This window comes from Streptomyces sp. AM25 (genome assembly GCF_058146165.1).
The window spans coordinates 294,707-308,517 of record NZ_JBKIWN010000003.1 but is presented as its reverse complement, the minus strand read 5'-3'; the positions used below and the strand labels follow the sequence as shown (position 1 = coordinate 308,517).

Here is a 13,811-nt window from a genome sequence, read left to right as displayed (position 1 = left end):
CCCCCCCCCCGGGCTGGTTGCGGGCCGCGGCAAGGGCGTGGAACGCCTGCGCGTAGCCGGTGACCGTGTCACGCAGCGGCAGGACATCGCTCGCACCCGCCAGACAGTCGTCCGACAGCGCGGCGAAGGCCTCTTCCAGAGGCGGGGCGTCGGCAGGTGCGACCATCAGGATGTGGTCGGCGTAGACCGGGCACGGGACGACCCAGGCGCCTTCGGCGAGCTCGGCGCAGCGGGCTGCAATGTCACTGCGTACCCGGGGCGGGCATTCGACCACATAGAAGCGGATCACCAAGGGCAGCGGCGGGTGCAGTGCCTCGGCGACCTGGTGGGCTGCCGCGAGGTGACGGCCCATCAGCAGGTGGAGCACGGCCTCCCGGTTGCGGACCTCGGCGTGTTCGAGCCGCTGACGCAGCCGTTCAGCGTGCTCGGCCTGCCAGCACAGGCTCAGGGCCGACGCGGCGTCGGCGAGCAGCGAGGGCAGGTGGGCCGGCACCGGCCGGGGAGCGGCCGCGGCGAGAACGGGTGCGCGGGCTCCGCGCGGGCCGTCCAGGGGGAAGAGCAGCACGGTGCGGTTCCCGCTGTCGACAGCCATGGAACGCAGGTTTCGGGAAGCGAGTTCCTTCACCCCGCGATCGACGACTTCCCCGGCCTCGCCGTCCAGGTCGCCGGCCGGCGACCCGTCGGTCAGCCGGACCCAGGTGCCTGTCCGATCGGACAGCCAGCGCAGGAGCGACCGGGTGCCGTTCTTACGGGTTGCGCGCTGCATGGCCAGCACGTCCTCGGCTCGCTGCGCACGCCGGGCTGCGACCCCACCGCCGGTATCCGTCTGCATGTACATATCGCCCCCTTGCAGCAGAGAGTAAGCGATATTTCGACCAAGATCACATTTGGTCCCGGGGTCGAGTGCTCACGAACTGCCGGTCGGCGACGGCGCCATCGAAGGTTTCGGCTCAAAGGGTTCGGCTCACTGTGCGTTCGTGCACCGGAACGGCCTCCTCACTGTGCAGGACGAGCCTTCGCTCCGGTTCCACTCGATCGACATGTGGGGCACCAGCCAGAAGGGCAACGGCAGTTGCAGTGGCTCGCCGACGGATGTCGGCCACAGTGCCTTCATCGATTCACAGTGGCCCACCGACTGGGTCGACGTCGGCAACTGAACTCCGGGTCGCACAGTTCCAGGGAGGCGGCCAGAGGTTCGGACGCATCTTGGCAACGGAGGCGACGGGGGTGCGCCCCGAGGAGCTGGGCACGTCGAGGTGAGGTCAGGCCCGCGCGGGGGACGGGACGTGGGCGGGCGCGTCGCGCAGGTGGGCGATGCCCCGGTCCAGCACTGCCTCCAAGTGCTCCGTACCGCCCGTCGTCATGAGGATCAACACCCCGCCCTGGACTCCGGCCAGGAGGGCCGCGGCCTCGCGGTCGGCGTCCAGGGCGGCGGCGATCTCGCCGGTGCCCTGCATGTGGCGGATGCCGGCGGCGAGTTGGGCCTGCCAGTGCCGCAGGAGCCCGCGGGCCACGGCCTGTGCGGCGTCCGTGGCCGTCCCCAGGTGTGAGACGGCGGCGTGCAGCGGGCAGTTGCTGCCCTGTTCGCGATAGCGGGCGACGACCTTGTCACGCCACTGCCACCAGGCGGCCCAGGTGGTCAGGGAGCCCAGCTCCGGCTGCTGGTCGTCGATCACCCGGTCCGCCTCGTGCCGGGCCACGGCCAGCAGCAGTTCGTCCTTGCCCCCGGGGAAGTAGTGGAACAGCTGGCTCTTGCTGGTCGCCGTGCGGGCCATGACGTCCTCGAGCCGCAGGGAGAACACACCCTGCTGCCGGATCTCCTCGGCTGCGCCCTCGACGATGCGCTGCTTGGTCGCGGCGCCCTTGCGGGTCAACTGCACGTGTCCTCCCGGCGTGGATGCTCGGCTCATTGTCAGGGCAGGAGCAGCAGTTTTCCGGTGGTCCTGCGCGACTCGATGTCCCTGTGCGCCTGCGCGGCGTCCGCCAGGGCGTAGCGGCCACCGATGCGTGGCGTGAGCCGCCCGTCGAGGATCAGGCCGAAGATCTCTCCGGTGCGGCGGACCAGGGACGCGTGGTCGGGTACGTGATGGTGCATCACCGGGTACGTCAGCAGGATGCTGTTCGGCAGATCGGTGGGCCGGAACGTCGGTACGCCCATGAAGGGCCCGTAGTACGCGTGCACCCCGTGCGGGCGGAGGGCGAGCTGCGAGGAGCGGAACGTCGCGGTGCCGCCGCCGTCGTAGACGACGTCGTCCCCCCGGCCGCCGATCAGCTCCCTGATCCGGTCCTGGAAGCCGCCGCCGGACCGGACCAGCACGTGGTCGGCGCCGGCCTCCTCGGCTATGGCGGCCTTCTCCTCGCGGGAGACCAGGCCGATCACCGTGCCGCCACGGGCCTTGATCATCTGGGTGAGCAGCAGGCCCACTCCGCCTGCCGCCGCGTGCACCACGGCCGTGTCCCCCGGCCTGATCGCGTAGGCCTCGGTGCTGAGATGGCTGGCGGTGATTCCCTGGAGCATCACGGCGGCCGCGGTCTCGTCCGTGATGCCGTCGGGCACCTTGACCAGCGAGCCGGCCGGGACGGCGACCAACTCGGCGTAGCTGCCGGGGTGGTAGAACCACGCCACCCGGTCGCCGACGGCCAGGCCGTCGACGTCCACGCCGAGGGCGGCGACGTGTCCCACCCCCTCGGCGCCCAGGATCGCGGGGGCGGTCCAGCCCGGGCCGCCCTGTGCGCGGGCGCCGGTGTCCATGTAGTTCACTCCCGCGACGCTCAGCCGGACCAGCACGTCGCCGGGGCCGGGGACCGGGTCCGGGAGTTCGGTCCACCGCATGACCTCGGGACCGCCGTGTTCCTCGATGTGGATGGCGTGCATGGCCGGCACCTCTCTGTGGGGACAAGTGTGTTGTCGGAGTGGGCTTGTGAGGTGGTACGGGGAGCACGGTAGGAAAACGGGATTGGACCCACAAGTCCAGAAAGCGGGCGGGTCCGTGGGAGCCGGGCGCCCTGCGCCTCCACGCCGTCGCTTCCGCAGGCCATGCCGCCTTCCGGCGGCCCGGCGGCGGGACGGCAGAATCTACCGGGAGATCCCGGAGACCCCCGGGAGTACCGACAGGAGAGGATCGGCACTGTGGCAGAGGACATCGTCGCGCGCGTGCTGCGCCAGTGGCAGCAGGTCCACCCCGGGCTGGACACCGCGCCGATGGCCGTGATCGGCAGGCTGAACCGCTGTGCCGCGCTGCTGCAGCAGGCCACGGACGCCCCGCTGGTGCGGGAGGGGCTGACGCGGGCGGAGTTCGACATCCTGGGCACCCTGCGCCGCACGGGCCGGGAGCTCACCCCGGGCCAGATCGCGCGCGAGACCTTCGCCTCGGGTGCGGCGGTCACCAAGCGGCTGCGCATCCTGGAGGAGCGCGCGCTCGTGGCGCGGCGGCCCGACGGCCGTGACCGCCGGGTCGCCCACCTCTCGCTGACCGACGAGGGCCGGGAGGTCATCGACCGGCTCATCCCCCACCAGCTGGGCTACGAGCAGGCGCTGCTGGAGGGGCTGGGCACCGGCCGCCAGGCGGAGCTCGCCGAGACCCTCGCCGAGCTGCTGGTACTGCTGGAGGGCCGGCTGGGCGGCCTGCAGCCCTGAGCAGGAGCAGGACGAACGGGCCGGGCCCGCACCCCCTTGTGACCGAGGGCGGTGGTCTGCGGAGCCCGTACGGACCTGACCGTCGGCACCCCGGCAGGCGCGATCTCCTTATGCGGTCATCACCGACGGTCATCCACCTGCTAGATCCAGGTGTCGAACATGAACCGCCAGCCGAAAGGGTTCAGCCCGAAAAGCTGCTCACCGATACCGATGACCCACTTGCCCACCGGAGGATGCACAACGCGTTCGGCGGTGTCGGTGACGTGCGTGTGCCCAGTGATGATCTTGTCGTTGGCGTCCTTGGGCCAGTCGACCTCGTAGCCGTACTTCCACAGGGCCCAGGCGTCCTTGGCGTAGTACGTCTCGTCGAATATCACCGCATTCGGACTGCCCAGGTTCCACAAGCGCAGGATTCCGGCGCACAACGTGACCAGCAGCGGAGCTGTCCAGCCCGAGCAGCGGGCGAGCCGCAGCGCTGCGGCGGACGTCGCCCCCGGCCGTTCCCACAGCCAGGTACCGGGCTCGGCGTACGGCGGTACCAGGCGCTCTCTCATGCCCGGCCGCGGCCGGGCCGCGTATCCGAATCGGCGGAGTCTGCACTGCCACGGGGGCTGCTGCCCGTCTGTCGTCCGACTGTGCGGGGTGGGGGGCGCGGTGTCCGGGCTCATGTGGTGGGGCGTTGTTCGAGGGTGATGTCCACGCCGCGGACGCTGTGGCGGTAGGCCGGGGAGAAGCCGGCGCGGGTGAGGGCCTGTTCCTGGGCTGTGGCGGTGCGGGCGGCGGCCTGGCGGGCGCCGCCGGAGAGGTGGTTGCAGGTGATGTGCCAGACGCGGGACGTGTGGGCCAGGCGCTGTTGCAGAAGGGCCGGGTCGGCGGGGAGGTTGTCCAAGGCGCCGAGTGCGGCGGCCGTCCGAGCCTTGCCCAGGTCGGGACGGTTCGTGAAGGCTTCCTTGAAGGCACTGGCGATCAGGCCGCACCGGGCACCGCTGAAGAGAACGGCGTCGCCGGGGGCGTCGTGGATGCGCAGGGTTCTGATCACGGCGCGGGTGTCCCACTGGCGGCTGCCCTCCTGACGTATGGCCAGGTGGGACGAGGCGAGGGGAACAGTTGCCAGGAGCACGAACAGCAGCTGCAGACCCAGGGGGGCGACGGCGGCGGCCACGGCGAGCAGCAGGGCCAGGGCCGGCAGGCAGAACAGCAGGTAGCGGTAGGCGAAGAGGGGTTGGTCGAGCGAGACGGCCGCCAGGAACAGCGGGGGGACGGTCAGCCAGGGCACGCTCACCGCAAGGGCCAGGGGCGGGGCCTTGTGCCGGCGCACTACGAGGAGGGTGAGAGCGGTGAGGGCGGTGAGGGTGAGCAGGAGTCTCAGCGTGGTGGGGAGGGTGTCCTGGCCGGGGGTGAGGAGCCAGGTGAAGTAATTGACCGGAGTTGCGGCGGTGACCGGTGGTGCTTCGCCCACGGCGGAGCTCTGGGCCGAGCCGAGGATCAGCAGCGGGACGACGGCGGCTACGCCCGCGGCCTGGGCCTGCAGCAGGCGTACGACGGTACGGCGGCCTGGGCGCCGGAGGGCCACGGTGACCGCGTGGGCGGGCACCAGCAGCAGTCCCAGCAGGTTGAACCAGCCCAGCAGGGCGAGCAGTACGGCGTAGCCGGCCGGCCACCGGCCTCGGGCATGGCCGGACAGGGCTTCGGCCAGGGCGCACGTGGCCAGTACCGCGACCGCCATGACGAAGGCGAACGAGCGGGCTTCTTGCGCGTAGCGTGACGCGGTCGGCAAAACGGCCAGGAGCAGCCCGGCGCACAGGCCGAGGCGCGGACCGCCGAGCAGCCGTCCCAGCCGGGTGAGGCCGGCTGCCGCGACGGCCACTGCCATCGCGGAGGGCACCCGCGCGGTGAACTCGTCGAGACCTCCGCTCACCTGTCCGACCAGGTGCATCAGCACGTAGTGCAGGCCGTGCACCGCGTCGACCTGCCCCAGCAGGTTCATCAGCTGCGGCCAGGACCGCCGTGCCACGTCGATGGTGACGATCTCGTCGGTCCATGCGGAGGGGTTCGTGTTCCCCCACACCCCGAGGCCGAGCGCAAGGACCGGCGGCGCCCACCCGGCCGCGCGCATCCAGCGAATGCGGCCGGTGGACGCGCCGGTTGTGACAGGCATGGTGGTGCGGGAACGCGCTGCGGTCGCTGCTCGACGCCGCCGGGCGAGGCCGCAGTGGCTTGGGCGGCCGGGGGGACTGGACATGTGGGCAGCCTTCTCAGCGATCACGGTGTGCAGGGGGGCCGGGTCGGAACGGGCCCGTCGAACCCTGATCGACTGCAGGTGGGCACCTTGGTTCGACGCGGTGGAGACACACCATGCAGAACCAGCCCAAAGATGATCTAAAGAACCCAAAGATCGCCTTCAGGAAACAGGACAGGCGGCGTGAAAGCCTTCACCGTGTGAAAGGCATCCTGGTCGTCGAGGACGATCCTCAACTCGGGCCCGCCCTGCAGCGCGGGCTGACAGCGGAGGGCTACCGCGTCGACCTCGTCCGCGACGGCAACACTGGACTGGAGCGAGCCCTGACCGGCGACCATGCGGTCATCGTGCTGGACATCATGCTCCCCGGCCTGAACGGCTACCGGGTCTGCTCCGCCCTGCGCGCCGCGGGCCTGAATACGCCCGTGCTGATGCTGACCGCGAAGGACGGCGAGTACGACGAGGCGGAGGGCCTGGACACCGGCGCCGACGACTACCTGGTCAAGCCGTTCTCCTCGGTGGTCCTGCTCGCACGGCTGCGGGCCCTGCTGCGCCGAGGTGCCACCGCCGCGACCGGTCGATCCGTGCTGCGCGCCGGTGACCTGTGGGCGGACGTGACCTCCCGCCGCGCGGGCCGGGGCGCCGTCGAGTTCGCCCTGACACCGAAAGAGTTCGCGATCCTCACCTGTCTGCTGCACGCGCCGGACCGCCCGGTGTCGAAGGAGGCGATCCTCGACGAGGTCTGGGACCCGGCCTACACCGGGGGCACCGCCATCGTGGAGGTCTACATCTCCGCCCTGCGCAAGAAGGTCGACGCCCCCTTCGCCACCCACAGCATCGAGACCGTCCGCGGATACGGTTACCGCCTCACACCCCGCGAACAGCCGTGACGACCGCCCGACAGCATCCCTCGCGCCGCGCACCGGCCCTGTTCCACGGCCTGCCCGGACAGGTGCGCATCGCACTCGTGGCGGGCATCGCCGCCCTCGCGCTGTTCGGCACCGGGGCGTGGTGGCTGTTCCAGCACGTCCGTGCGGATGCCGACCGGACTACGGACGACCGGGCACTCGAGCTGTCCGTTCAACTCGCCGACCAGGCGGCCGCCGGCAAAGAAATCCTCAGCGACCCCCTGCGCAACTGGCCCCTCATCGAGGTCGACCGGGCAGGCCGCACCGTCGCCGCAGCCGGCGGCACCCAGGACCTCACCGGCCTGACGACGCTGCTCCCCCCACCCCCCGTCCCGCCTCCCCACCGGGCGACCGGCAGCCCCCAGCGGGGTACGGTCCACGTCGGCGCGGTCGACGAACGCGACCACGACCGTTTCCACCGTTCCGACGGAACGCTGAAGCCGCCCCCCAGCAGTAACACCTCCACCGAGCAGAAGGCTCTCATCGCACACCGGCAGGCTCACGCTCTCGCACACCGCACCGTCACCGTCTTCGCCACCGCCGTGCACACCCCCGCGAACGCCTGCGCCCTGCCCACCGAAGCCGACGGGTCGTGCCGCTCCACCCTCTACGTCTTCGTACCCCCCGACGACGCCGCACTGGCCACCGCCCCACTGCGCACCCCGCTCATGACGGGTGTCCCTCTGGCCGCTCTGCTGGTCGCCGCCCTCGCCTGGACCGCCGCCCGCCGCTCCCTGCGTCCGGTCGAGGCCATCCGGCAGGAGGTCGCCGAGATCACCGACACCAGCCTCGACCGCCGCGTCCCCGTCCCCGACGCCCGCGACCCCGTCCGCCGCCTGGCCCTGACCACCAACACCACGCTGGACCGGCTGGAGACCGCCGTAGAACGCCAACGCCGCTTCGTCGCGGACGCCTCGCACGAACTGCGCTCCCCCGTCGCCGCGTTGCGCTACGAACTCGAGACCGCTCTCGCCCACCCCGACACCATCGACGCGCACCAGACACTCCGCAACGCCCTCACTGCCACGCGGCGCATCCACGCCCTCACCGAAGACCTGCTCCTGCTGGCCCGCCCCGACCACCCCGCCGGCCACTCCCTGGTCGACCTGGCCGGCCTCGCCGCGGAACTCGTCCACGAGTACCGGCACCGCGGTCACCCGGTCTCCCTGCGCAGCAGCCCCGATCAGGTCCCCGTCCGCGGCGACGGCGCACAGCTCCACCGCCTGCTGCGCAACCTCCTCGACAACGCCGTACGGCACGCACGCACCGCCGTCGTCCTGGACATCACCACCGACGGCCGATCACACACCATCACCGTCCACAATGACGGCACGCCCCTGTCCCCGGACGAGTACGAGCACGTCTTCGAGCGGTTCACCCGCCTCGATGAGGCCCGTACCCGCGACGCAGGCGGCAGCGGCCTCGGACTCGCCATCGCCCGCGACATCGCCGAGCGCCACGACGGCACCCTCACAGCCCGCTCCGACCACCCCCGTCCCGGCACCACCTTCACCCTGACCCTCCCCGCCCCATAGGCCCCGGGCGCACTACGGCCCGGCCGTCGGCAGACGGCCGAATGACGACTCGGCGACACGGAGACGACCGATGCCATCGGTGATCCGCCGACCAGCGAGTTCGTCCGCCGGCCAAAAGTCCCGGTCGCACCCGGCCCGATTCCCGTTCCTCCCGCCCTTGCGATCGCATACACCCCAGGGGTATACCTGCACATGAAGGGAATACCCTAGGGGGGTATCACCGAAGGAGTAGTGGAGGAGTAGGGATGACCACGACGGCCCACCGTGCGGCAGGCACGGCCGGCGCCTCCCCGGCGACCCGGGTCCAGCTCGTCATCGGCGGCATGACCTGCGCCTCGTGTGCCGCGCGCGTCGAGCGGAAGCTCAACCGCATGGAGGGCGTGCAGGCCACCGTCAACTACGCCACGGAGAAGGCGGACATCGCCCACGCCCCGGACGTCGCCGTGGCCGACCTGATCGCCACCGTCGAGGCCACCGGCTACACCGCGGAGCCGCCGGCCCCGCCGATACGTCCCGCGGCCGAGGAGGGCGACGGCGGGGACGACGAGCTGCGGCCGCTGCGGGAGCGGCTGGTGACGGCCGCCGTGCTGTCCGTCCCCGTGATCGTGCTGGCGATGGTGCCCGCCCTGCAGTTCACCTACTGGCAGTGGCTGTCCCTGACGCTGGCCGCCCCGGTCGTCACGTACGCGGGATGGCCGTTCCACCGCGCGGCCTGGGTCAACGCCCGGCACGGCGCGGCCACCATGGACACCCTGGTCTCCCTCGGCACCCTCGCCGCGTTCCTGTGGTCCCTGTGGGCGCTGTTCTTCGGCACCGCCGGGATGCCCGGCATGACGCACTCCTTCGAGCTGACGATCGGGCGCAGCGACGGCGCCGGCAACCTCTACCTGGAGGCGGCTGCGGGGGTGACCTCCTTCATCCTGGCCGGGCGGTACTTCGAGGCCCGTTCCAAGCGCCGCGCCGGGGCCGCGCTCAAGGCGCTGCTGGAGCTGGGCGCCAAGGAGGTCACCGTGCTGCGCGGCGGCCGCGAGGAGCTGATCCCCGCCGGGGACCTCGCGGTGGGCGACCGGTTCCTCGTGCGGCCCGGCGAGAAGATCGCCACGGACGGCACCGTCGTCGAGGGCGGCTCGGCGGTGGACGCCTCGATGCTGACGGGCGAGTCGGTGCCGGTCGAGGTGGGCGTGGGCGATGCGGTCACCGGCGCCACGGTCAACGCGGGCGGCCGGCTCGTCGTGGAGGCCACCCGGGTCGGTGCGGACACCCAACTGGCGCGGATGGCACGGCTGGTGGAGGAGGCGCAGAGCGGGAAGGCGGCGGCCCAGCGGCTCGCCGACCGGATCTCCGCCGTGTTCGTGCCCGTCGTCATCGCCCTGGCCCTCGGCACGCTGGGCGTCTGGCTGGCCTCCGGCGCGGGGGCGACGGCCGCGTTCACGGCCGCCGTGGCCGTACTGATCATCGCCTGCCCGTGCGCGCTGGGCCTGGCCACTCCCACGGCCCTGCTGGTCGGGACGGGCCGCGGGGCGCAGCTCGGCATCCTCATCAAGGGACCCGAGGTGCTGGAGACGACGCGCCGCGTCGACACCGTCGTGCTGGACAAGACGGGGACGGTGACCACCGGCCGGATGACGCTGCTGGGCACGCACGTCGCCGACGGCACCTCGGAGGACGAAGTGCTGCGCCTGGCAGGCGCGTTGGAGCACGCCTCGGAGCACCCGGTCGCACGGGCGATCGCGGCGGGCGCCGCCGAGCGCGTGGGGACGCTGCCGGTGCCGCAGGACTTCGCGGCGCGGGCGGGACTCGGGGTCGAGGGCACGGTGGACGGCCGTGCGGTCCTGGTCGGCCGGGAACAGCTGCTGGACGGGCGCGGCACGGCGCTGCCGGCGGAGCTGGTCCGGGCCAAGGAGGCGGCCGAACGGGCCGGGCGCACGGCGGTCGTGGTGGCCTGGGACGGTGCGGCGCGGGCCGTGCTGGAGGTCGCGGACGCGGTGAAGGACACCAGCGCGGAGGCGGTGGGGCGGCTCCGGGCGCTGGGCCTGCGGCCGGTCCTGCTGACCGGCGACCACCGGGCGGTGGCCGGGGCCGTGGCCGCGGAGGTGGGCATCGACGAGGTGATCGCCGAGGTGATGCCGCAGGACAAGGTGGACGTCGTCAAGCGCCTTCAGGCGGAGGGGCGTTCGGTGGCCATGGTGGGCGACGGCGTCAACGACGCGGCCGCCCTGGCCCAGGCGGATCTGGGCCTGGCCATGGGCACCGGCACCGACGCGGCCATCGAGGCGGGGGACCTGACACTGGTGCGCGGGGACCTGCGGGCGGCGGCCGATGCGATCCGGCTCGCGCGGCGCACGCTGCGGACGATCAAGTCGAACCTGTTCTGGGCGTTCGCCTACAACGTGGCGGCGCTGCCGCTGGCGGCCGCCGGGCTGCTGAACCCGATGATCGCGGGAGCCGCGATGGCGTTCTCGTCGGTCTTCGTGGTCGGCAACAGCCTGCGGCTGCGGCGCTTCCGGTAGGAGACGCCCTACCGGGTGACGTCCGCGACGGTGTCCAGGTAGAACCGTACGGAGGCGAACCGCCCGTCGCGGATGCCGTGGATGGCCGCGCCGCGGGCCAGATACGGCTTTCCGTCCCGCGTCGTCCCGCGGATCTCCCACTCGCTCCAGACCCGGTCACCGTCGGCAACGGACTGCAGGACCGTCCCTACGAGATCCGGAACATGCGCGAAGAGTCCTCCCCAGTTCTTCCGGACGGTCTCGCGGCCGACGAAGTTCCGCTCGGGATGCAGCGGGAGTTCCGAGACGAAGTCCTCGGTGAAGCAGTCGACGAACGCGTCCAAGTCGTGGGCGTTCATGGCCTGTTCCATGCGCTGCAGGATGCCCGTATCACTCACCGAATCCTCCGGTTCCGCCGTTGACGACATCAGCGCTGTGTCCGTCAAGAATGACAGCAGACCCGCGGGGCGGCCCAGTGAAGGAGGGCAGAAGGCGAATGACGACACGTGAAGTGATCGGTTTCGTGCTGGCCGCGTCGGCGAGCCTGCTGTGCCTGTGGGGCGGTGTGCGGGAGGCGCGGCTGCAGGCGCGGCTGCGCCGGTACGGCGTGCACACCGAGGGGGTGGTGGTGGACCAGAAGAGGGAACCGGGGGACGACTTTCCGACGCCCGTCATCGAGTTCACCGACCGGCAGGGACAGTCCGTCAGATTCATGCCCATGTCGAGGGGTTCGAGGATGGGGATGGATCCCGGAACCCGTGTGCCGGTCGTCTATCTGCCGGGACAGCCGGGGAATGCAAGGGTGTCCACCAGGAAGCATCGCCGGGCCTACGTCGGCTTGTTCACGGGAAGCGTGATCTTTTTCGGCGGCGTGGTGTGGGTGTGGCTCACCCGCTGAACTTTCGGGACAGGGCCCCGCTACGAGGCCGGGGTCGGCGTCAGGACCGGGGCGGGCGTCGTGGACTCCTCCTTCACCTGACAGGTCTGGTCCGGCATGGGCTTGCCGCTCGTGCCGGACAGGTCGACCTTCACTTCCGCCGGGGGCAGGTCCCCCGGCACCGCGTTGTGCGCCGCCGTGCACACCATCTGCGCACGGGCCGTCGGCGACAGCCGGCCGACGTCCTCCGACAGCTGGACCTTCACCTTGCCCTGCTCGGTGTCGATCGCCACCACCCGTACGAACGGCGGGATTTCGGAGTACCGGCCTTGCATCCGCTCCGCGTCGTTGGGCCCGTGCATCAGGAGTCGCACGGCCTCTTCCGCCGTCACCTCGCCGCCTGCGGGCCGGTGGACCGGGAAGACGCCGGCCGGCGGGCTCGCGAAGTAGAGCAGGGCGTCCTCCATCCGGGTGCCGGGGCGCTTGACGCCCGTGGCCGGCAGGCCGACCTCGACGACGTCGGTCGGCTCGATGCCGCAGCCGGCGAGCGTGCCGAGCATCCCGAAGGTGCCGACCAGCCCGGCGGACACCAGTGCTGTGCGTCGTGCCCTCACGCCTCCTCCTCTCCGGTGCGCAGCGGCAGGTCGACGGTGAACACCGCGCCTCCCGCAGGTGCGTTGGCGGCCATCACGGTGCCGTGGTGCAGGCGGACGTTCTCCGAGGTGATGGCGAGTCCCAGGCCGCTGCCCTCGGAGCGGACCCGGGCGGCGTCGGCCTTGTAGAAGCGCTCGAAGACGTGCGGGAGCACCTCGGGGTCGATGCCCGGGCCGTTGTCCGCGACCTCGATCAGCAGCCGGTCCTCGCCCCGGTCGGGGTGCCGGGCCACGCGCACGGCGACGCCGACGGGCTCTCCGCCGTGCCGCAGGGCGTTGCCGATCAGGTTGGCCACGACGACGTCGATGCGCCGCGGGTCGAGGCGGGCCCGTACGCCCCGGGGCAGGTCGGTGGTGACCTTGTCCTGCCAGCCGCGGGCCTGGACGGTCTTGCGCACGGTCTCGGCCACGTCGACCTCGTCCAGGTGCAGGGCTGCGGCGCCGGCGTCGAAGCGGGAGATCTCCATCAGGTCCTCGACCATGCGGGCGAGCTTCCCGGTCTCCTCGCTGATGAGGCGCACGGCGTAGGCGGTGTCGGGGTCGAGCGTGGCGGCGTCCTCGTCGAGGACGTCGACGACGGCGGTCATCGCGGCGAGCGGGGTGCGCAGTTCGTGCGAGACGTCGGCGGCGAAGCGGCGGGAGTTGGCCTCCATGCGGCGCAGTTCGGCGACGTTCTCCTCCAGTGCGGCGGCCATGTCGTTGAACGTGCGGGACAGGTCGGCGAGTTCGTCGCGGCCGGTGACCTTCAGGCGGGTGTCCAGCTCGCCCTCGGTGATCTTCTGGGTGGCGCGGCGCAGTTCGCGGACGGGCCGCAGCACGCCGCGTGCGGCGATCAGGGCGGGCACCAGGGACAGGGCCAGGGCCGGGACGGCTCCGGACTGGGCGGCGTTGACGAGGGCGCGCACGTTGGCCTCGTCCTCGCGCAGCGGCACCTGCGCGTAGACCTCGAGCCCGGACTTCTGGGCGCTGTCCCGGTAGGTGACGGGCAGGCCGATCACGAGCTTGGGTTCGCCGTCGAGTTCGATGCGCTGGAAGGCGGCGACGCCGGCGCCGACCTTGTCGCGCACGCCGGGCGGGAAGCGCGCGTCCATGTCCTTCGCCGGTACGCCGTTGTCGGGCTGCATGCGCCCGTCCTTGTAGCGGGCGTGGACGTACCAGTGCTGGGTCTGTCCGGCGCGCTCGATGCCCTGGGTGAACTTCACCAGGTCGGCGTTGGACGGCGGGAAGCGCAGGTCGGGCACCTGGGAGGCGACCTGCGAGCGCAGCTGGTCGACGGCGGTGTCCTGGGTGCGCTTGAGGATCGCGTTGCGCGCCTCCTTGAAGGTGAGGGCGGCGGTGATCAGCGCACTGAGCGCCGCGACCAGCAGGAAGCCCACGACGAGACGGGCCCGCAGGCCGCGCGCGACGGTGCCCAGGTCGGGGCGGCGCAGGACAGGGCGGCGCAGCACCGGTCGTTTCACAGCAGTACCACGT

At 71.8% G+C, this 13,811-nt stretch carries 12 protein-coding genes and 2 pseudogenes; 6 read left to right on the top strand and 8 right to left on the bottom strand.

Annotated elements, in window-relative coordinates:
• Positions 1–832 (bottom strand): annotated as a pseudogene (locus ACLHRZ_RS05375) (PucR family transcriptional regulator); the annotation flags it as partial.
• A gap of 145 nt (positions 833–977) precedes the next feature.
• Between ACLHRZ_RS05375 and ACLHRZ_RS05370 the strand changes: the two are divergent.
• Positions 978–1,157, top strand: coding sequence for a hypothetical protein (locus tag ACLHRZ_RS05370; protein WP_490417078.1), 180 nt, complete (start codon positions 978–980; stop codon positions 1,155–1,157).
• 105 nt (positions 1,158–1,262) lie between these two features.
• On the opposite strand, the gene ACLHRZ_RS05365 is transcribed toward ACLHRZ_RS05370, so the two are convergent.
• Both ACLHRZ_RS05365 and ACLHRZ_RS05360 read right to left on the bottom strand, forming a co-directional pair.
• On the bottom strand, positions 1,263–1,880 hold the full coding sequence (locus ACLHRZ_RS05365; RefSeq protein ID WP_490417077.1) for a TetR/AcrR family transcriptional regulator: 618 nt from the start codon (positions 1,878–1,880) through the stop codon (positions 1,263–1,265).
• Positions 1,881–1,912: 32 nt separating this feature from the next.
• A complete protein-coding gene (locus tag ACLHRZ_RS05360) occupies positions 1,913–2,875 on the bottom strand; it encodes a quinone oxidoreductase family protein (protein ID WP_490417076.1) in 963 nt (320 codons plus the stop codon).
• Between the two features lie 255 nt (positions 2,876–3,130).
• Between ACLHRZ_RS05360 and ACLHRZ_RS05355 the strand changes: the two genes are divergently transcribed.
• Positions 3,131–3,637 (top strand): MarR family winged helix-turn-helix transcriptional regulator, encoded by a 507-nt coding sequence (locus ACLHRZ_RS05355; RefSeq protein WP_490417075.1) that lies wholly within the window; start codon positions 3,131–3,133, stop codon positions 3,635–3,637.
• A gap of 158 nt (positions 3,638–3,795) precedes the next feature.
• On the opposite strand, the pseudogene ACLHRZ_RS05350 reads toward ACLHRZ_RS05355, so the two are convergent.
• Positions 3,796–4,305, bottom strand: a pseudogene (locus tag ACLHRZ_RS05350) (phospholipid carrier-dependent glycosyltransferase); the annotation flags it as partial.
• Entirely contained in the window at positions 4,302–5,795 is a 1,494-nt protein-coding gene (locus ACLHRZ_RS05345) for a glycosyltransferase family 39 protein (protein WP_490417074.1), read from the bottom strand. The gene ACLHRZ_RS05345 and the pseudogene ACLHRZ_RS05350, both read right to left, overlap by 4 nt.
• Before the next feature lie 281 nt (positions 5,796–6,076).
• Here ACLHRZ_RS05345 and ACLHRZ_RS05340 point away from each other — a divergent pair, with 281 nt between their 5' ends.
• The 3 genes from ACLHRZ_RS05340 (at position 6,077) to ACLHRZ_RS05330 (ending at position 10,829) form a co-directional block, all read left to right on the top strand.
• On the top strand, positions 6,077–6,766 hold the full coding sequence (locus tag ACLHRZ_RS05340; protein WP_490417073.1) for a response regulator transcription factor: 690 nt from the start codon (positions 6,077–6,079) through the stop codon (positions 6,764–6,766).
• On the top strand, positions 6,763–8,319 hold the full coding sequence (locus ACLHRZ_RS05335) for a sensor histidine kinase (RefSeq protein WP_490417072.1): 1,557 nt from the start codon (positions 6,763–6,765) through the stop codon (positions 8,317–8,319). Before ACLHRZ_RS05340 ends, ACLHRZ_RS05335 begins: the two co-directional genes overlap by 4 nt.
• 245 nt (positions 8,320–8,564) lie before the next feature.
• Positions 8,565–10,829 (top strand): heavy metal translocating P-type ATPase, encoded by a 2,265-nt coding sequence (locus ACLHRZ_RS05330; protein ID WP_490417071.1) that lies wholly within the window; start codon positions 8,565–8,567, stop codon positions 10,827–10,829.
• 8 nt (positions 10,830–10,837) lie between these two features.
• Here ACLHRZ_RS05330 and ACLHRZ_RS05325 read toward each other — a convergent pair whose 3' ends face one another.
• Positions 10,838–11,206 (bottom strand): nuclear transport factor 2 family protein, encoded by a 369-nt coding sequence (locus ACLHRZ_RS05325; RefSeq protein ID WP_490417070.1) that lies wholly within the window; start codon positions 11,204–11,206, stop codon positions 10,838–10,840.
• A gap of 98 nt (positions 11,207–11,304) precedes the next feature.
• Here ACLHRZ_RS05325 and ACLHRZ_RS05320 point away from each other — a divergent pair, with 98 nt between their 5' ends.
• Positions 11,305–11,706 (top strand): DUF3592 domain-containing protein, encoded by a 402-nt coding sequence (locus tag ACLHRZ_RS05320; RefSeq protein ID WP_490417069.1) that lies wholly within the window; start codon positions 11,305–11,307, stop codon positions 11,704–11,706.
• A gap of 20 nt (positions 11,707–11,726) precedes the next feature.
• On the opposite strand, the gene ACLHRZ_RS05315 is transcribed toward ACLHRZ_RS05320, so the two are convergent.
• A complete protein-coding gene (locus ACLHRZ_RS05315; RefSeq protein WP_490417068.1) occupies positions 11,727–12,299 on the bottom strand; it encodes a GerMN domain-containing protein in 573 nt (190 codons plus the stop codon).
• Positions 12,296–13,798, bottom strand: coding sequence for an ATP-binding protein (locus ACLHRZ_RS05310; RefSeq protein ID WP_490417067.1), 1,503 nt, complete (start codon positions 13,796–13,798; stop codon positions 12,296–12,298). Before ACLHRZ_RS05310 ends, ACLHRZ_RS05315 begins: the two co-directional genes overlap by 4 nt.
• Positions 13,799–13,811: the final 13 nt, after the last annotated feature.